This window comes from Halopseudomonas sabulinigri (assembly GCF_900105255.1).
GTDB classification, from domain to species: Bacteria; Pseudomonadota; Gammaproteobacteria; order Pseudomonadales; family Pseudomonadaceae; genus Halopseudomonas; species Halopseudomonas sabulinigri.
Window position 1 is genome coordinate 643,660 of sequence record NZ_LT629763.1, and the last position, 16,772, is coordinate 660,431.

Annotated in this window: 17 protein-coding genes and 1 riboswitch; of the genes, 8 read left to right on the forward strand and 9 right to left on the reverse strand. The window is 59.7% G+C overall.

All coding sequences use genetic code 11. From position 1 onward, the window contains the following. The first annotated feature begins 119 nt into the window (after nucleotides 1-119). Together BLU26_RS02785 and BLU26_RS02790 are read left to right on the forward strand one after the other, a co-directional pair. Complete coding sequence (locus BLU26_RS02785; protein ID WP_092283647.1) at nucleotides 120-1,616, forward strand: flavin-containing monooxygenase; 1,497 nt, start codon at nucleotides 120-122, stop codon at nucleotides 1,614-1,616. A gap of 44 nt (nucleotides 1,617-1,660) precedes the next feature. After that, nucleotides 1,661-2,623, forward strand: coding sequence for a 3-hydroxyacyl-CoA dehydrogenase (locus BLU26_RS02790; RefSeq protein WP_092283649.1), 963 nt, complete (start codon nucleotides 1,661-1,663; stop codon nucleotides 2,621-2,623). Nucleotides 2,624-2,631: 8 nt separating this feature from the next. Here BLU26_RS02790 and BLU26_RS02795 read toward each other — a convergent pair whose 3' ends face one another. The 3 genes from BLU26_RS02795 to BLU26_RS02805 all read right to left on the reverse strand — a co-directional run bounded on the left by BLU26_RS02795 (nucleotide 2,632) and on the right by BLU26_RS02805 (nucleotide 5,820). After that, complete coding sequence (locus tag BLU26_RS02795) at nucleotides 2,632-3,858, reverse strand: MFS transporter (RefSeq protein ID WP_092283651.1); 1,227 nt, start codon at nucleotides 3,856-3,858, stop codon at nucleotides 2,632-2,634. A 124-nt stretch (nucleotides 3,859-3,982) separates the two neighbouring features. Further along, nucleotides 3,983-5,182, reverse strand: a complete 1,200-nt coding sequence (locus BLU26_RS02800; RefSeq protein ID WP_157719282.1) for an alpha/beta hydrolase — start codon at nucleotides 5,180-5,182, stop codon at nucleotides 3,983-3,985. A 200-nt stretch (nucleotides 5,183-5,382) separates the two neighbouring features. Then, the gene (locus tag BLU26_RS02805) at nucleotides 5,383-5,820 is read right to left on the reverse strand and encodes a hypothetical protein (protein WP_231701998.1); all 438 of its coding nucleotides are present in this window, start codon (nucleotides 5,818-5,820) and stop codon (nucleotides 5,383-5,385) included. Between the two features lie 117 nt (nucleotides 5,821-5,937). Further along, nucleotides 5,938-6,094, forward strand: a riboswitch (FMN riboswitch). Between the two features lie 81 nt (nucleotides 6,095-6,175). Here BLU26_RS02805 and BLU26_RS02810 point away from each other — a divergent pair. After that, the gene (locus BLU26_RS02810) at nucleotides 6,176-6,661 is read left to right on the forward strand and encodes a 6,7-dimethyl-8-ribityllumazine synthase (protein ID WP_092283655.1); all 486 of its coding nucleotides are present in this window, start codon (nucleotides 6,176-6,178) and stop codon (nucleotides 6,659-6,661) included. A gap of 28 nt (nucleotides 6,662-6,689) precedes the next feature. Here BLU26_RS02810 and BLU26_RS02815 read toward each other — a convergent pair whose 3' ends face one another. Next, nucleotides 6,690-6,905 carry a dodecin gene (locus BLU26_RS02815; RefSeq protein ID WP_092283657.1) on the reverse strand — a complete coding sequence of 72 codons (216 nt, stop codon included), beginning with the start codon at nucleotides 6,903-6,905 and terminating at the stop codon, nucleotides 6,690-6,692. Nucleotides 6,906-7,085: 180 nt separating this feature from the next. Here BLU26_RS02815 and BLU26_RS02820 point away from each other — a divergent pair, with 180 nt between their 5' ends. The 4 genes from BLU26_RS02820 to BLU26_RS02835 all read left to right on the forward strand — a co-directional run bounded on the left by BLU26_RS02820 (nucleotide 7,086) and on the right by BLU26_RS02835 (nucleotide 12,165). Next, entirely contained in the window at nucleotides 7,086-8,453 is a 1,368-nt protein-coding gene (locus tag BLU26_RS02820) for an imelysin family protein (protein WP_092283659.1), read from the forward strand. A 119-nt stretch (nucleotides 8,454-8,572) separates the two neighbouring features. Next, the gene (locus BLU26_RS02825; RefSeq protein ID WP_197674525.1) at nucleotides 8,573-10,000 is read left to right on the forward strand and encodes a di-heme oxidoreductase family protein; all 1,428 of its coding nucleotides are present in this window, start codon (nucleotides 8,573-8,575) and stop codon (nucleotides 9,998-10,000) included. A 14-nt stretch (nucleotides 10,001-10,014) separates the two neighbouring features. Next, nucleotides 10,015-11,040, forward strand: a complete 1,026-nt coding sequence (locus BLU26_RS02830; protein WP_092283661.1) for an imelysin family protein — start codon at nucleotides 10,015-10,017, stop codon at nucleotides 11,038-11,040. Nucleotides 11,041-11,043: 3 nt separating this feature from the next. Beyond that, the gene (locus BLU26_RS02835) at nucleotides 11,044-12,165 is read left to right on the forward strand and encodes a DUF1513 domain-containing protein (RefSeq protein ID WP_092283663.1); all 1,122 of its coding nucleotides are present in this window, start codon (nucleotides 11,044-11,046) and stop codon (nucleotides 12,163-12,165) included. Nucleotides 12,166-12,199: 34 nt separating this feature from the next. Here BLU26_RS02835 and arsJ read toward each other — a convergent pair whose 3' ends face one another. The 4 genes from arsJ to BLU26_RS02855 all read right to left on the reverse strand — a co-directional run bounded on the left by arsJ (nucleotide 12,200) and on the right by BLU26_RS02855 (nucleotide 15,386). Next, complete coding sequence (gene arsJ, locus BLU26_RS02840; RefSeq protein WP_092283665.1) at nucleotides 12,200-13,432, reverse strand: organoarsenical effux MFS transporter ArsJ; 1,233 nt, start codon at nucleotides 13,430-13,432, stop codon at nucleotides 12,200-12,202. 10 nt (nucleotides 13,433-13,442) lie between these two features. Then, nucleotides 13,443-14,447, reverse strand: a complete 1,005-nt coding sequence (locus BLU26_RS02845; protein ID WP_092283667.1) for an ArsJ-associated glyceraldehyde-3-phosphate dehydrogenase — start codon at nucleotides 14,445-14,447, stop codon at nucleotides 13,443-13,445. A 72-nt stretch (nucleotides 14,448-14,519) separates the two neighbouring features. After that, nucleotides 14,520-14,876, reverse strand: a complete 357-nt coding sequence (locus BLU26_RS02850; RefSeq protein ID WP_092283669.1) for a metalloregulator ArsR/SmtB family transcription factor — start codon at nucleotides 14,874-14,876, stop codon at nucleotides 14,520-14,522. Nucleotides 14,877-15,086: 210 nt separating this feature from the next. Then, nucleotides 15,087-15,386 carry a PilZ domain-containing protein gene (locus BLU26_RS02855; RefSeq protein WP_157719283.1) on the reverse strand — a complete coding sequence of 100 codons (300 nt, stop codon included), beginning with the start codon at nucleotides 15,384-15,386 and terminating at the stop codon, nucleotides 15,087-15,089. A 265-nt stretch (nucleotides 15,387-15,651) separates the two neighbouring features. Here BLU26_RS02855 and BLU26_RS02860 point away from each other — a divergent pair, with 265 nt between their 5' ends. Continuing rightward, nucleotides 15,652-16,140 carry a copper chaperone PCu(A)C gene (locus tag BLU26_RS02860; protein WP_092283673.1) on the forward strand — a complete coding sequence of 163 codons (489 nt, stop codon included), beginning with the start codon at nucleotides 15,652-15,654 and terminating at the stop codon, nucleotides 16,138-16,140. Here the strand turns inward: BLU26_RS02860 and BLU26_RS02865 are convergent. Continuing rightward, complete coding sequence (locus BLU26_RS02865; protein ID WP_092283675.1) at nucleotides 16,134-16,772, reverse strand: trimeric intracellular cation channel family protein; 639 nt, start codon at nucleotides 16,770-16,772, stop codon at nucleotides 16,134-16,136. The genes BLU26_RS02860 and BLU26_RS02865 overlap by 7 nt on opposite strands.

Genomic DNA, 16,772 nt, shown 5'->3' on the forward strand with positions numbered 1-16,772 from the left:
CGCTAGTGCTCAACGGATGGCGCAGCCTGCCAGTCGCTGGTGATGGCAGGCTGCGCAAAATAAGCCAGCGCGTTCTATAGTCTTCTAAGCCAAAATAAAAATAGAAGGCGCTGAAGTCTATGGAACACCATGATGTGATTATCATCGGTGCCGGCCTCTCCGGCATCGGTACGGCCTGCCACCTGACCCGCGAATGCCCTGGCCACAGCTACCTGATACTGGAGCGCCGGGAAGCCATTGGCGGCACCTGGGATCTGTTTCGCTACCCGGGTATCCGCTCTGATTCCGACATGTTCAGCTTCGGCTACGCCTTTCGTCCCTGGCATGCGCTGCAGACCCTGGCTGATGGCCCGGCGATCCGCCAGTACATTGCCGATACCGCGCGCGAGCATGAGATCCTGCCGCATATCCGTTTCGGTCAGGAAACTCAGCAGGCCGATTGGGATTCCACCGCCCAGCGCTGGACGGTGACCACCCGCGACAGTCGCGCGCAGATACGCCAGGTAACCTGCCGCTTTCTGATCAGTTGCACTGGCTATTACGATCACAAGCAGGGTTACCTGCCGGACTTCCCCGGCGTTGAACGTTTTCGCGGGCGCTGCATTCATCCCCAGCAATGGCCCGAGGATCTCGATTACCAAGGCAAGCGCGTGGTGGTGATTGGCAGCGGCGCCACGGCCGTCACGCTGGTACCGGCCATGGCCGACGCGGTGGCGCACATCACCATGCTGCAGCGTTCGCCGTCCTACATCATGTCGGTGCCTGCGTATGACAGTCTGACAGGCGTTCTCAGCAAGCTATTGCCCAAAAGCTGGGCTTACCGGTTGGCCCGGCGGCGCAACATTGCCATCCAGCGCTGGATTTATCGGGCGGCCAAACGCTGGCCGGAACAGACCCGCAAGCTGTTACTCCGAGGCGTCAGCAAACAGCTCGACGACCAAAGCCTGATGCCCCACTTCACTCCCAGTTACATGCCCTGGGATCAGCGCCTGTGCGCCGTCCCGGATGGTGACCTGTTCAACGCCATCAACAGCGGTAAAGCCTCGGTTGTCACCGACCAGATTGCTGAATTTACCGAGCACGGCATTCGTCTGGCCTCAGGTCAGGAACTGGCGGCCGACATCGTCATTACCGCAACCGGCCTGCAACTGCAGGTGCTTGGCGGCACCCAGCTGACACTCGATGGTGTGCCCTGCAAGGTCAATGAACGTATGACCTACAAGGGGGTACTGATGGAAGGTGTACCCAATATGGCCTGGATTTTTGGCTACACCAACGCGCCCTGGACGCTGAAAGCCGATATTGCCGCGCGCTACGTCTGCCGGCTGCTCAACCATCTGAATGCGACCGGCCTGGCCGAAGTACGCCCGCGCGATCGCGCGGGCAATGCCCTGTCTGAGTCAATGATGGGGGCACTGCAATCGGGTTACGTGCAGCGCGCCGATGCGGTGCTGCCGCGCCAGGGTGCCGCGCTGCCCTGGCGACTGCTCAACGCCTACGAGCAGGACGCTCCGATGTTGCTGGACGAGCCCATTGAAGACGCCATTCTGGAGTTTACTCCCTATAGCCCCAATCGACAGGCGCCCTACCGTGGCGTATCAAAGGCGCCAGCCTGAGTTGGCCAGGCAAAAAAGAAAAAATAATAATCGAGGACACAAGCATGTCACACCCACTGCACTCCATCAGCGTGTTGGGCGCTGGTGTTCTTGGCGGCCAGATTGCCTGGCACAGTGCTTTCAAAGGAAAAAGGGTTGTGGTTTACGACCTCTTTGAAGACGCACTAGACCGCTGCAAGGTAGCCCATCAGCAGTATGCCCAGATTTACGCGCAAGACCTGGGCGCCGGCCAGCGCAGTCTGAACGAGGCCCATGCTCGCTTGACCTACACCAGCGACCTGGCCGAAGGCGTCAGGCAGGCCGACCTGGTAATCGAGGCAGTGCCGGAGATTCCTACGGTAAAAACCAGCCTGTATCAGGCCATGGCGCCGCTACTGCAAGCGCACACGCTGCTGGCTACCAATAGCTCGACCTTGTTGCCGCGGGACTTCGCTGCCGCGACAGGTCGCCCTGACCGCTACTGCGCGCTGCATTTTGCCAACATGATCTGGCACATGAACCTGGCCGAAATAATGGCCCATGAAGGCACCAGCGACGAGACTCTGAGCGCCGTCACCGAGTTTGCCATCGACATCGGCATGGTGCCGATTCCGGTCAGCAAAGAGCAGAACGGCTATGTGCTCAACACCTGGCTGGTAGCCCTGCTGCAGGCTGCGCAGACGCTGATCACCAATGGCGTGGCCACGCCTGAGATCGTCGATCGCACCTACATGATTGTCAACCGCGGCTGCGCCATGGGGCCGTGCGGCATCATGGATGTCGTCGGCATGAAAACCTGTTACGACATACTCCAGCATTGGGGCACTGAGCTGAACGACGAGCAAATGCAGCGCAACGCCAGTTACATCAAGGCGCATTTTCTGGATCGCGGGCAGCTTGGGCTGCAGTCTGGCTCGGGGTATTACACCTACCCTGCCCCGGCGTATCAGCGCGCCGACTTTCTTGCGGTGCCCGACAAATCCGACATTGCCAGCCTCATCGGCAAAATACGGCTGTTGCCGCGCTGAGTGCTGATTCAGTCCGACGAGGCTGGCAGCCCGGTTGCAGCCTGCTCTTTCGGCTCTACACAACAGAGCACCAAGAGTGACAGCGCCGGCATGGCGCTACCCAGCAACGCGGCGGTCAGCCAGCCACCATGAGCGTAACCCCAAACGCCCACCGCGCTGCCCACGGCACCACCGACAAAGAAGGTCGCCATATACAGGCCGTTCAAGCGGCTGCGCAGCTCGGCGCTGAGCCCGTAAATAGCTCGCTGCCCCAGGACCACGTTGCCCGAGACGCCAAAGTCCAGCAGTATCGCCGCAGCCACCAATGCCACCAGTGAGAACGTAGAACCCAGCGGCAGCACCAGAGTTATGCCAAACGACAGGATTGCCAACACCATGGCAAATACAGTGGCCACCCGAGTTTTGCCGGCATCTGCCACGCGCCCGGCAAGAGGAGCCGACACTGCGCCAGCGACGCCGGCCAGCGCGAACAGAGCAATGCCGGACTGCGACATGCCAAACGCGGGGCTCGCCAGCAGTAACGGCGCGGTGGTCCAGAACAGGCTGAAGGCGCCGAACATCATCGCCTGGTAAAAGGCTCGGCGCTGGAGCAGCGGGGTGTGCAGCGCCAGGCTGCCCATGGATGCCAGCAAACGACCATAGCTCAGGCGCGCCAGGGGCTGACGCGGCGGCAGCAACACTCTGATGGCCACGCCCAGCAGCAACATGACCAGCGCAGAAAATACAAATACCGCATGCCAGCCAAACAGGTCGGTAATCAAGCTGGACACCGGTCGCGCGAGCATGATGCCGAACATCAGGCCGCTCATGACGTTACCAACTACCTCGCCGCGCTTGTCCTCGCTGGCCAGATGCGCCGCGAGCGGCACTATCACCTGCACCGCTACCGCGCCGAGCCCGATCAGCAAGGAGGCGGCGAGAAACACCAGCGCGCTTTCGGCAACGGCTGCGATCAGTACGGCGATAATCGACAACCCGACCATGCTGAGTATCAACCGGCGGTTTTCCAGCAGATCCGCCAGTGGCACTACCAACAGCAAACCGATGACATAGCCAATCTGTGTCAGGGTCACAATCAGCCCTGCTGACCCCGCAGACATCGACAGCGCCTGACTGATCGGCCCTGCCAGCGGCTGCGAGTAATACAGGTTGGCGACGATCAACCCACAGCACAACGCCAGAAAGAAGGTCATGCTGGCGGTAATGGGCTGATGGCGCGGGGGCAGTGCAGACATGCTGGCTCCGGTACTTCGAGAATCAAGACCAGGTATTAACGCATATTTGTTCGAGAATAGTCGAAATAATCTGTTGCTCTGCGGGCAACACACTGTTGCAGGGCGTCGGCGGCCGTCACCGTGGTTACCACTTCCCTACCATTTCGGCCTGGGCGGCACGGCGCACCTGGTCGGGATAATCTTCGGCGAGATACCAGATGCCTTCAGCCTCGGAATAAGACAAACCGCGTCTGTCCGGCCGCAGCCCGGTGCGCAGCAGGAACACCATATCGCTGCTGATCCAGGGATGCCGATACCAGTAATGGTGGCCGCGGATATCAAACCCACGCACCTGTTTGCCCGCCGACACGTCAATAATTTCGATATTGGTGATGTGGTGCTCAAGAATGAAAAACTGCTCCGCGCTCTCGGCCTGTGCTTCACCGGCACGGTTGCCGCCGCCCATGTAGTGGCGCGCAGCGATGAGGGCGTTGTCGTCATCACTTACGGTGATGACCACCTGCCCCGCCACGTCGCTGACGCTGCCCAGACGCTGAAGAAAACTGTCCAGCTCCACATCGGCCGCGGCAAACACCACGGTGCCGATGCGCAACCGGCGTTTGAGCTGATAGTTGCTGTCGTCTGCATAGAGCTGGCGCAGTTCATCCAGCGCCTTGGATGTCACCCGAGCACCGGCGCTGTACGCCAGTACATTGATACGTTCGGCATCGGTATGTTGGGCAAGCAACTGCAGCAGATTAGCCAATGCCTGACTGGAATCCTGCGCGCGGTGTACATCCTGACGAACGAGATAGCGCAATATGTTCTGGTGCGAGGGCCACGCGAAAGCAAGGCCGACGTAATCGCGCCCGGAAAAGTGATCTATCTCGGCGGTCAGCGCGGCGGAGTTGACAAAGCCAACCTTGGTGCCATGCACATACACCAGAATCTCGCGATCCTGCGCTACCGCCAGTTCTACGTTTATCGCAGCAAAGTAGGCTTTGGCTTCTGCCGCCAATGCGTCTGCCGGCTCGGCTGGCGTGAGAGGCAGTCGAGCCTGTTGGGTGACCGAATGTAACGCCAGCGGCAGCAAGAGACCGGTTTGATCGGTGAGCGAGGCCTCATACAGGTCGCGCCACTCGGTGTTCTCGTCACCCAACTGGACCACCGCCTGGCCCAAATGCAGCTGGTCGGTGATCCCATTGCCATAGCCAAGGCCGTCGTGGTCAATCTCCGGCGCGCGATTGGTGGCATAGAAAATCGACATGCGCGGGACCCGGTGAGTTTCTTCCAGGTGCGCAAAAGGGTCGATCAGACCATCCTGATAGATAATTGGCGAAGGCATCAACATCAGCGGCTGTGGCGCCGCGCAGGCGCTCAGCAGTACGCACAGCGCAAGACTCGGCACAGCACGGAGGCTGCGTGCGGCTCGGTCGGTTATCAAAGATAAAAGTGGTATGGAAGTAGCCATGGCCATCGGCGGTCGTTTGCGTCCCTGATATAACCAGTCTAGACCCTGGCGCTAAGATAGCTATCGAGACAATCTTAGCCGTTACTGAGTTGCAGTGCCGTCATCTTCTGCTCGTCGCTCAGAGTGCCATCTTTCAGCGCCTTGGCCAGGCTGGCATAAGCGCTGGTCAGCGCGCTCATCAGGCTGCTCAACTGCTGCTGCAGCTTCTGCAATTGCGCCGGATCGGCGTTGGCTTGCTGCAGTGCTGCCAGCTCGGCCTGTTTCTCGGCTATTTGCGCCTTGAGCTCGCGTATATGCTTGATCAGCTCTTTTATATGGTCAGGCAGGCCACTGTCGTCCACGTCCTGCTCTCGCTGGCTGGCGGCAGACTTGGCTTGCGCCTGCTCCGATAACGTCACCTTGATGCCCTGCCCGATTTCCTTCAGGTCAGCCTGTGCCGCCTTGACCGAGTCGGTCGGCTCAGCGAGCGTTATTGCGGTGGCGGGCACTGCCGCAAGCGTGTCTATGCGCATGACAACCTCGAGATGATCACAACAGTATATCGGCAGACCTAGGCCCGGCTTTAAGCCGCACAGCGTTTTGACGCCCGTTGGGATAACCCTTATATTGCTGCCCGCTGTGTAAAACAGCTTCGTTCTCGGGGCGGGGTGCAACTCCCCACCGGCGGTGATGGGACCCAGCTCCCCAGCCCGCGAGCGCTCTGGCAAGGCGGTAAATGCCTGGAGGTCAGCAGATCTGGTGAGACTCCAGAGCCGACGGTGATAGTCCGGATAAGAGAGAACGCGTCAGTTGCCTGCGCCTTGCGATAACTTGCCTGGCCTCGCCCTGCCCGTTCGCCCTGATTCACCTTTGTCCAGGAAGTAACTGATGAATCAGAGCTCGACGAATACGACCTTTAATCGCGCCAGCCAGCGCGTCGCCTTTATTCACGCCTCATGGCACGCAGAGATCGTTCTGCAATGTCTTGCAGGGTTCAAGACCCAGTGGCAGGAACGCGGTTACGATCCGGCACTGATCGATGTGATCGCGGTGCCCGGCGCCTACGAAATACCCCTACAGGCCAAGCTATTGGCCAAGACGGGGCGCTATGCGGCGATTGCCTGCAGTGGCCTGGTGGTAGATGGTGGGATTTACCGCCACGACTTTGTGGCCAACGCGGTAATTTCAGGTTTGATGCAGGTGCAGCTGGAAACAGAAGTGCCGGTATTGACTGCGGTGCTGACGCCGCACCACTTCCATGAGCACGCGGAGCATCAGACCTACTACAAGCGTCATTTTGTACATAAAGGCGAAGAGCTGGCCGCTGCCGCGGATGGCGCTATTGCGCTCACCCTGGCAAACAAGGCCAGCTGACGGGGAATCTTCAGATCACCCGAAGCAATTAATTGCTTTCAATGCGGAAGCCCACTTTCAGTACCACCTGATAGTGGGCGACCTTGCCGTCGGTCACATGGCCGCGGGTTTCCACTACCTCGAACCACTCCACATTCTTGATGCTCTTGCTGCACTCCGCAATGGCGCCTTCGATCGCATCCTCGATGCTTTTGGTAGATGAACCTGCCAATTCGACTTTCTTGTAAACGTGACTGTTAGACATTGCGTTCTCCTGTTAACGAATTTACGTCCTCGCTATGAGAGACAGCGATGTTTGCCTTGGGTTCAGACGCAATTGCCGGAACTGGCCTGCGTCGATTGCAATATGTGTGGCGCTGCTTATAATCACAAATGCAAATCAGTATCATTAATTTGAAGCAACTATTAAAACAGGGAGTCCTCCATGGCTGCACGTTTTCCTCTGCAGGCGCTTGCGCTGGCAATATCCACCACTTTTCTGCTGACGGCGTGCAGCGATGAAGATAAGGCTGCGCAATCAGCCGCGCCTGAAACCACTGCTCCGGCCCCCGCGGAAGTAGCCGAGACAGCGCCGGCGGCAGAGGCCAGCAACGACGCCGTTCAGCCGAGCGCGGTGGTCAGCCACTACGCGGATCTGGCACACGCCACCTTCGAGGACGCGCTCACTACCGCCAAGGCGCTGGACGCTGCCACCGATGCACTGATCGCCAACCCCAGCACTGAAACGCTCGAAGCCGCCAAGCAGGCCTGGCTCGCCGCACGCGTGCCCTACCAGCAGTCTGAAGTCTTCCGCTTTGGCAATGTCGTGGTCGACGACTGGGAAGGTCAACTCAACGCCTGGCCGCTGGACGAAGGCCTCATCGACTACGTCAAGGCCGACGGTTACCAGCACGCGCTGGGTAACGATGGTGCCAACGCCAACATCATCGCCAGCACCGAGCTGACCATTGGCGGCGAAACCATGGACCTGAGCACCCTGACGCCCGAGCTGCTCGCCAGCCTGAATGAAGTCGGCGGCTCCGAAGCCAACGTTGCCACTGGTTATCACGCCATCGAGTTTCTGCTCTGGGGCCAGGACCTGAACGGCTTTGCGGCAGGTGCCGGTGAACGTCCGGCAACTGACTACGCCCAGGGCGAAGACTGCACCAATGGCCATTGTGATCGCCGCGCAGCCTATCTCGATGCCGTGACCGACCTGCTGGTAACCGATCTGGAGTGGATGGTCGGCCAATGGACCGCCGATACCGAGGGCAACTACCGCGCTGAATTGGTTGCCATGGAGCCGCAGGCTGCGTACCAGAAAATGCTGTTCGGCATGGGCTCGCTGTCGCTTGGCGAACTGGCCGGTGAGCGCATGAAGGTCGCACTGGAAGCCAACTCCTATGAAGACGAGCACGACTGCTTCAGCGACAACACCCACAACTCGCACTATTACAACGCCAAGGGTATCCAGAACGTTTACACCGGCACTTATCAGCGTGTTGACGGCACTGAGGTGAGTGGCGCATCGCTGTCCGATCTGGTCGCTGCCAGCGATGCTGAGCTCGACAAGCAGCTGACCGGCGAGCTGGAAGCCAGCATGGCCGCACTCGGCGAGATTAAGAGCCAGGCCGAAGCCAGCGAAAACCCGGTCAAGTTCGACATGATGATTGCCCCCGACAACGCCGAGGGTGCGCAAACCATCAACAACGCCATCAACGCCCTGGTAGCGCAAACCGGCTCGATCGAGAAGGTTGCCGCCACCGTGGGTGTAGACTCACTGCAGCCCGACGACGCCGGCCATAATTTCTAACGGCCAAATGGCGGCACAATAAAAGCCGGTGGTATGGGAGCATCCCCTACCACCGGCTTTTTTGAGTGAGTATGATTACTGGCCGCAGTAACTCCCTCTGACACGGTAAAAACGTTTTTATGTCTCGCCCCTCTTTTCGTTGCTCTACCCTGTTTCAAGCGCTGCTGTTACCCCTGACGCTGGGTGCGGATGCGCTCTTCGCGGCGCAAGCTGACTACCCGATTCAGACGACCCCCATGACCGGCGGTGCCGGCAGTGTGAAGCAGCACGACCACAACGCGTTTTCCCTACCGCAAGGCAACCTGCCAATCACCAAGCGCCTGGACTTCAGCGTTGGTAACAGCTTCTTCCGTAATCCCTGGGTGGTCGCGCCGTCCAGCACCGATGCCCGCGATGGCCTCGGACCGCTGTTCAATACCAACTCCTGTCAGGGCTGTCACATCAAGGACGGCCGCGGACATGCGCCGCCCTCTGTCGACGAGCCTTCAGTATCCCTGTTCCTGCGCCTTGCTGTACCGGCAGACCCACAACGGGACGCCGAAATACTCAAACGTCATGGCTTTGTACCCGCGCCGGTCTATGGCAGTCAGCTGCAGACCTCCGCCATACCCGGTATGCAGCCTGAAGCCAGTATGGTGGTCGAGTGGCAACCGCTGGAGCAGACGCTGGCCGACGGTAGCAAGGTCAGCTTGCGGCAGCCGATTTACCATATCGAATCGCCGAATTACGGCCCGCTGCCGGATAACCTGCTGATTTCGCCCCGCGTAGCCCCACCGATGATAGGTCTCGGGCTGCTCGAATCCATTGCCGAGGCTGATATCCTGCGCCATGCAGATCCCGACGACAGCAACGGTGACGGTATCTCCGGCCGAGCCAATCGCGTGTGGGACAAGGCCACTGAAAGCACGGTGCTCGGGCGTTTTGGCTGGAAAGCCGCAGAGCCCAATATCCTGCAACAGGCCATGGGTGCCTTTGCCGGTGATATGGGCCTGACCTCGGCCCTTAGCCCGCAAACCGACTGTACCCCCGAGCAGCAATGCGATGCCTTCCCGAACGGTGGTGAGCATGAAGTCAGCGACAAGGTTGCCAACTTCATCGCCTTCTACTCAGCCAGCCTGGCGGTACCTACCCGGCGCGATATGGACAGTGCGGAGGTGCAGCGCGGTGCCGAACTATTCAATCAGCTCAATTGCGCCGGTTGTCATACGCCAACCTATACCACCGCCAAAGTCGAGCGCGACGATTTGAGCGAACAGGTCATCTGGCCCTATTCCGATCTGCTGCTGCACGACATGGGCCCGGGTCTGGCCGACGGGCGGGACGAGTTTCTGGCCGATGGCAACGAGTGGCGCACACCGCCGTTATGGGGCATGGGTCTGGCCCAACAGGTTAATCCCAGCGCCGGGTTCCTGCACGACGGTCGCGCCCGTACGCTGGAAGAGGCTGTGCTCTGGCATGGTGGTGAAGCACAGGCTGCCGCTGATCAATACCGGCTGTTGCCCGCGCCTGAGCGCGCTGCGCTGCAGCGTTTTCTCAACTCCCTTTGAGCGAGATAAACCCAATGACATCTTTCCATCGTTTCGGTTGCAGCGCCCTGCTGGCACTGGGCCTTGCCGGTACTGCCCAGGCAGAAACGCCACGCGCAGCCTGGCATGCACAAATCGCGCACGGTTACAGCCAGTTGGCCACCGCCACTGCGCAGTTTGAAAGCACTGCCACCGACTATTGCCAAACGCCCTCGCCGGCGAGTCTGCTGCAACTCAAGGAACAGTGGTTGGCAGCTTTCAGTGCCTGGCAGGCGGTGCGTTTTGTCGGCTTTGGCCCGATCGAAGAAAACACCCGCGCCTGGAAGTTTCAGTTCTGGCCAGACCCCAAGAACCTGACCGCCAGCAAGGTGGACTACTGGCTGAACAGCGACAAGGCGATCAGCGCTGAGGCCATCGCCAAGGACAGTGTGGCTGTGCAGGGCTTTCCGGCGGCTGAATATCTGCTGTATGACGAGCGTATCACCGCGACCGACAAGGCACTGCCCGCCGAGCGCAGCTGCGCCCTGCTCAGCGCCATCAGCAGCAATCTGGACAGCAATGCCGACAGCCTGAGCGCTGACTGGGCCGCGCTGGAAGAGCGCTACCTGAGCGTGGCAGATTACGATAACGGCACCTTGCAATCCGCCATGCAGTCGCTGGAGCTGATGGCAGACTGGCGCCTTGCCGGGCCCATCGGTGCACGTGGTAACGGCAAGCCCAATCCTTATGTCGCTGATGCCTGGCGCAGCGGCCAGTCACTGAACACGTTGCACGCGTCGCTCAAGGGGTTGTCGGACTACTTTGTCCCGGGGCTCAATCTGCTACTTGCGGAAAACGACAGCGCGGCGCTGGCCGAGCAGTTTAATCAACAGTTGAATAAAACCCTCGCGCACTTTGATCAGTTGCCCGCCGACATTGCTCCGTTGATGGCCACCGAAGAAGGTCAGAAAAGCCTCAAGGCACTGCTGGATGACCTCAATGCCACCAAGGCCATGCTAACCGGCCCGGTCTCTGCGGCGCTGAGTGTGGTGCGCGGCTTCAACTCCAGTGATGGAGACTGAAGCATGTTGAACCGTCGGCAACTGTTGAGGGCCGGTTTGACTGGCGCCGCAGTCATCGGCCTGTCCGGTTGTGCCGGCCGACAGCTAGGCCGGCAGCCTGCGCCGCTGCAACTGCTCAGCGCGGTTGACGATGACCATGGCCAGCATTACATCACCGCGGTGACCCAGTCGGGCGAGCAGGCCTTTATGGTGCCAGTCAGTGAGCGTTGCCACGGTGGCTGCCCACAGCCCCATGGCGATCACGTGGTCATATTTGCGCGCCGGCCTGGCCGCCAAATGCACGTCATCGACACCCGTCGCGGCGCTCTGGCGCACAGCATTGACGCCGGTGAAGGCTTTCACTTTTATGGCCACGGCGTATATAGCCCGGATGCCCGTTACCTGTACGTCACCATGAATCGCTACAGCGACGCCGCCGGGCTGATTCGCGTGTATGACGCGATGAACGGCTACCGAGCGCTGCAGGACTACCCGCTGCACGGCATCGGCCCGCATGAATTGCGCCTGCATCCCGATGGCGAAACCCTGGTGATCGCGCTGGGTGGCATAGAAACCCACCCGGATTACGACCGTCTCAAGTTGAATATCGCCAGCATGCAGCCGGCGCTGCTGTTGATGAACCGTCATGATGGCCAGATCACCCAGCGTTTTGCGCCCTCGCACCATCAACTGAGCTGTCGCCACCTGGATGTCAGCCCCGAGGGCATCGTGATCGCGGGTTATCAGTACGAAGGCCCGGAATGGGACACGCCGCCGCTGATTGCCAAACTGGATACCCGCGACATGCAGTTCAGCGAGCTGGAGCTGCCGCTGGAAGATGTCATGGGGCTGAAGAACTACACCGCCAGTATCGCCATCAGCCCTACCAGCCCTTATACGGTGATCACCGCGCCGCGTGGGCACCGTGCGGTGATCATCAATCATCACACCGGTGAGCTGGTGCAACGTATTGCGGTACAGGATGTGGCCGGCGCCCTGCCCTACGGTAACAGCGGGTTTCTGGTGTCGTCCGGTATGGGCGGGTTGTACCTGCTGGATGCTGAAAGCGATCAGGCCCAGCCGCACGGTGATTATGCCGTGCACTGGGATAACCATCTGACACCCGGTGCGCTGCGCCAGGTGTAACCAAGCCGGGCTGTGCAGGCTAGCCTGCACAGTGTCAGGCTGGCCGCTGGGTTAGCTGATCGCGCTGGGGCAGTGCCACGGAAATCAATGCTGCCAAGAGCACCAGGGCACTGGACACCCACAGGCATGCCGGCAAGCCATAAGCCTGGTATACCCAGCCCGACAATACCGTGCCAAGCAATCTGCCAAGCGCGTTGGACATGTAATAGAAGCCGATATCCAGCGACACGCCATCCGCTTTTGCATAACTGACAATCAGATAGCTGTGCAGCGACGAGTTGATGGCAAAGAGCACGCCAAACAGCATCAGGCCGCCGAGCAAGGCTATCTGTGGCTGCCAGCCTGCGCCCAGAGTGAGCGCGATTACCGCTGGCAGGCCAGCCAGCACGAACGCCCATACTGCGGCTGAGCGACCATCAGGCACATCTCCGTTGCGACGCCGCGTTAGCGCAGGGGCGACCGATTGCACGGCGCCATAGCCAATCACCCAGGCCGCCAAAAACCCGCCGACCAGCCAAAAGTTCCAGCCAAACACGCTGCTCAAATACACTGGCAGCGCGATGACAAACCACACATCCCGGGCGCCAAACAGACACAGACGCGCGGCGGACAACACGTTGATCGGCCTGCTCTTGGATAGCATGTCGCGAAACTTGGGTTTGCTGCTGGCTTTGCCGAGGTCCTTTTTCAACAGCAGCAAGCTCGCCAGCCAGACCATTGCCAAGGCAGCCGCCATTGTCAGCACTGCGCCAGTGAATCCCAGCAATCCCAGCAAGCCCCCACCGAGGAAGAAACCAACGCCCTTCAGCGCGTTTTTTGAGCCTGTCAGTATCGCCACCCAGCGGTACAGGGTGCCCTGCTCGCCATCGGCCACCAGCAGCTTGATCGAGCTTTTCGCGCTCATCTTGTTCAAGTCTTTGGCGATGCCTGAGAGGGCTTGCGCGCCCATTACCCAAGGCACGGTCAGCATCGCCGCCGGCACAGTCAGCATGAGTAGCGCCGCGACCTGGATTCCCAAGCCCAGGTTCATGGTGCGGTTGAGGCCAATGCGCGCACCGAGATAGCCGCCGACCAGATTGGTGACCACGCCAAATATCTCGTAGAACAGAAAGAGCGCGGCAATCTGCAGCGGGCTGTAGCCCAGGGTATGAAAATGCAGCACCACCAACATGCGCAGCGCGCCATCGGTTAGCGTGAACGCCCAGTAGTTGGCGGTAACCACAAGATACTGGCGCACGTCCGCAGACAAGGCTGACAAGTTCCGCATGCGCTGCGCCTCAGCCAGCCTGGCCGACCAAGCGGGCCAGCTCGACTGCACGGTTGGCGTAGCCCCACTCGTTGTCGTACCAGGCATAGATTTTTACCTGAGTGCCGTTGATTACCATGGTCGACAGCGCATCAACAATCGAGGAGCGCGGATCGGTGCGGTAATCGATCGACACCAGCGGGCGCTCTTCATAGCCCAGAATGTTTTTCAACGGCCCGGCGGCGGCGGTTTTGAACAGCGCATTGACCTCCTCTACCGTGGTACTGCGCTCCACCTCAAACACGCAATCGGTCAGCGAGGCGTTGGCCAGCGGTACGCGCACGGCGTGGCCGTTCAGCTTGCCGCGCAGGGCCGGGAAAATCTCGGCGATGGCAGTTGCCGAGCCGGTGGAGGTCGGAATCAGGCTCATGCCGCAGGCCCGTGCGCGACGCAGGTCCTTGTGCGGCTGATCTAGAATGCTCTGGGTGTTCGTCAGATCATGGATGGTGGTAATTGAGCCATGACGAATGCCGAGTGCCTCGTGAATGACTTTCACCACCGGCGCCAGGCAATTGGTGGTGCAGGAGGCGGCGGTAACAATGCGGTGCTGCGCCGGGTCGAACAACTCATGATTCACCCCCAGCACGACATTCAGTACACCGGATTCCTTAACTGGCGCACACACCACCACGCGCTTGACGCCTTGCTCAAGGTAGCCTTGCAAGAGTGCTGTGGTTTTCATCTTGCCGCTAGCTTCCAGTACCAGGTCACAGCCGCTCCAGTCAGTGTCCGCAATCGCCTTGTTGGCGCTAAGCCTTAGACGCTGACCGCCAATCACCAGACTGCCATCTGCACTGCTCGCCTCGTGCTGCCAGCGGCCGTGCACCGAGTCGAAGTTCAACAGATGCGCGTGGGTTGCTGCGTCGCCAGCGGGATCGTTAATCTGCACAAACTCCAGCTCTGGCCAATCCCAGGCTGCGCGCAGTGCCAAGCGGCCGATGCGGCCGAACCCATTGATGCCCACTTTGATCGTCATGACAAATCCTCGCGTTGTATGTTGTCTCATGGCAGTGCGTGCCGCTGCCTGCCGATAACCCCCGGACGCAGCTCAGCAGCAGCTACTTTGCCGCTCCGGCCGGTCGCCCATGGCTGCGAGCCGCTCGCGGTCGGGGTGCAGCCAGTGCTGGTTGGCACCGAGCGTCTGTTGCAGCACCAGGGCTACCCAGTCAGGCAGTTGTGGATGCAATCGATAATAGACCCATTGCCCCTGCCGCCGGTCAGCCAGCAGACCACAGCGGCGTAACTGTGCAAGATGCCGTGAGACCTTGGGCTGGCTCTGCTCAAGGGCGCAGGTAAGCTCGCACACACACAGCTCCACTTCGCCGGTAATCAACAACATCAGCCGCACACGGGTGTCGTCGGCCAGGCATTTGAATACGGCGGTGGGTGTCAACAAGTCTGACATCGGCGACTCCAGCGTTGTTGATATGGCATGCCGGTCAGGCTCGCCGGCACGGAGCGAGTATATACGGAAAATCATATATGGAGTTGTGAATACTCTGTTACACAGACTGGCGCTTTAGATAACGCCCGGCGGCGCTAGTGAGGGCTGCGCAAAAAAAAAGAGCAGCCGGTGGCTGCTCTTTTCAAACTTGCATGTGCATGCTGAGTCAGGTCAGCGGCTGGCGACCATGCGCTCAATACACTGGCGGGACTCCTCCGGTAGATTGGTGAAGTGCAACCCGGTCCAGTACTGCTGGCCGCTGATGCTTTCACGGTTCCACAGGCTTTCCGCGTCGATCAGAAATTCGGTCATTCCATTGAGGGTCATCGGCAGGTTGACCTGCAGGGCAAAGGAGCGAAACAGGTCAAGCGGACGCTCACTGAGCAGCATCAGCCCCTCTGCGTGCAGGTCCACAACCCGACCAAGGTGATCTCCGGTATCCAAATCGAAAACTTCAAGGCTTGTGCTCACTGAGTGGCGCTCCAGACGTCTGCGTTCTGCTGATTTATTTTGGTCTACCACGGCAGGCTTCCTCGGCCACCAGACTGAATGCTGTACCCAGATTGTGGGCCAATTTCATGCTGGCGAATAGCTATCTTCAGTTTGATTTTGTATAGCAATCGACATTTTCTGAAACTTTTAACGCGGCACTACTCAAGCGCAGGTTCTGGTCGATATGTCCCCCGGTTGCCTGCTAAGGTTAGGCCTGTTTCGCTTCGGATCACAAGGACTGCTGATGTCATTTCACAAAGTTTTATCCGTGCTGTTTTTCTGCTGCTTGTCGCCCCTGCTGGCCGCGCACGAATTTGAGGCGGGCACATTGCATATTGATCACCCCTGGTCCCGCGCGTTGCCCGCAGTGGCAAAAACCGGAGCGGCCTACTTGAGTATCACCAACCACGGCGAGCACGGGGATACCCTGCTCGGCGCCGACACACCGATTGCCGGCAAGGTCGAAATGCACGAGCACCTGCATCAGGATGGATTGATGAAAATGCAGCAGGTCGTGGACCTGCCGATTGCCGCCGGAGAACGCCTCACGTTTCAACCTGGCGGCTATCACCTGATGCTGTTTAACCTTGCCCAGCCCTTGAATGCTGGCGAGCACTTCCCCCTTACCCTGCACTTCGCCGAAGCCGGTGATGTTGAGGTGGTAGTGAATATTCAGGCCGACGCCGAGCCGCAAGCGCCGAAGGACAGCCATTCAACCCACGGCGATCACTGATCGGAGTCGTGCGGCTCGCGGTCAAGCAGGTGAAAGCGCGGCAGCTCAAGGTGCCAGCGAATGGCCGCAAGGCGAATGCCGAGCACTGCCAGCATGGCGAGAATCGACGCCAGGTCTGTGCCTAGCTGCAGTTGCTGCAAGGCGATATAGATAAGTGCGCCGGCAATGCAGGCCGTGGCGTAGATTTCCTTGTGGAAAATCAGCGGGATTTCATTGCAGATAATGTCACGCATGACGCCCCCGGCGACGCCTGTCATCACACCCATGATTACGGCCGCGCTCATCGGCACATCGTGCGCCAGCGCTACCTGAGTCCCCAGCACAGTGAAAACAGCCAGCCCAAAGGCGTCGGCTACCAGCAGACCGCGCTCGTTTATAGGTTGGGTGAAGCGAACCCAGAGCACGGTGCCGATGGCCGCCAAGCTGGCCACCAGAATATACAGGTCGTTGCCGATCCAACTGACGGGATGGCGGCCAAGTATCACGTCGCGCAGCGTACCACCACCCAGGGAGGTAACAATAGCGATCACCAGTACGCCAAACAGGTCCATCGATTTGCGTCCGGCCATCAGCGCGCCGGTAATGGCGAACACCGCGACACCGAACAAATCGAACGCGTAGAACCAGCTCAT

Coding starts and splice junctions, on each gene's coding strand:
- BLU26_RS02785 (WP_092283647.1), top strand. CDS start 120: ATGGAACACCATGATGTGATTATCATCGGTGCCGGCCTCTCCGGCATC.
- BLU26_RS02790 (WP_092283649.1), top strand. CDS start 1,661: ATGTCACACCCACTGCACTCCATCAGCGTGTTGGGCGCTGGTGTTCTT.
- BLU26_RS02795 (WP_092283651.1), bottom strand. CDS start 3,858: ATGTCTGCACTGCCCCCGCGCCATCAGCCCATTACCGCCAGCATGACC.
- BLU26_RS02800 (WP_157719282.1), bottom strand. CDS start 5,182: ATGCCTTCGCCAATTATCTATCAGGATGGTCTGATCGACCCTTTTGCG.
- BLU26_RS02805 (WP_231701998.1), bottom strand. CDS start 5,820: ATGCGCATAGACACGCTTGCGGCAGTGCCCGCCACCGCAATAACGCTC.
- BLU26_RS02810 (WP_092283655.1), top strand. CDS start 6,176: ATGAATCAGAGCTCGACGAATACGACCTTTAATCGCGCCAGCCAGCGC.
- BLU26_RS02815 (WP_092283657.1), bottom strand. CDS start 6,905: ATGTCTAACAGTCACGTTTACAAGAAAGTCGAATTGGCAGGTTCATCT.
- BLU26_RS02820 (WP_092283659.1), top strand. CDS start 7,086: ATGGCTGCACGTTTTCCTCTGCAGGCGCTTGCGCTGGCAATATCCACC.
- BLU26_RS02825 (WP_197674525.1), top strand. CDS start 8,573: ATGTCTCGCCCCTCTTTTCGTTGCTCTACCCTGTTTCAAGCGCTGCTG.
- BLU26_RS02830 (WP_092283661.1), top strand. CDS start 10,015: ATGACATCTTTCCATCGTTTCGGTTGCAGCGCCCTGCTGGCACTGGGC.
- BLU26_RS02835 (WP_092283663.1), top strand. CDS start 11,044: ATGTTGAACCGTCGGCAACTGTTGAGGGCCGGTTTGACTGGCGCCGCA.
- arsJ (WP_092283665.1), bottom strand. CDS start 13,432: ATGCGGAACTTGTCAGCCTTGTCTGCGGACGTGCGCCAGTATCTTGTG.
- BLU26_RS02845 (WP_092283667.1), bottom strand. CDS start 14,447: ATGACGATCAAAGTGGGCATCAATGGGTTCGGCCGCATCGGCCGCTTG.
- BLU26_RS02850 (WP_092283669.1), bottom strand. CDS start 14,876: ATGTCAGACTTGTTGACACCCACCGCCGTATTCAAATGCCTGGCCGAC.
- BLU26_RS02860 (WP_092283673.1), top strand. CDS start 15,652: ATGTCATTTCACAAAGTTTTATCCGTGCTGTTTTTCTGCTGCTTGTCG.
- BLU26_RS02865 (WP_092283675.1), bottom strand. CDS start 16,772: ATGAGCTGGTTCTACGCGTTCGATTTGTTCGGTGTCGCGGTGTTCGCC.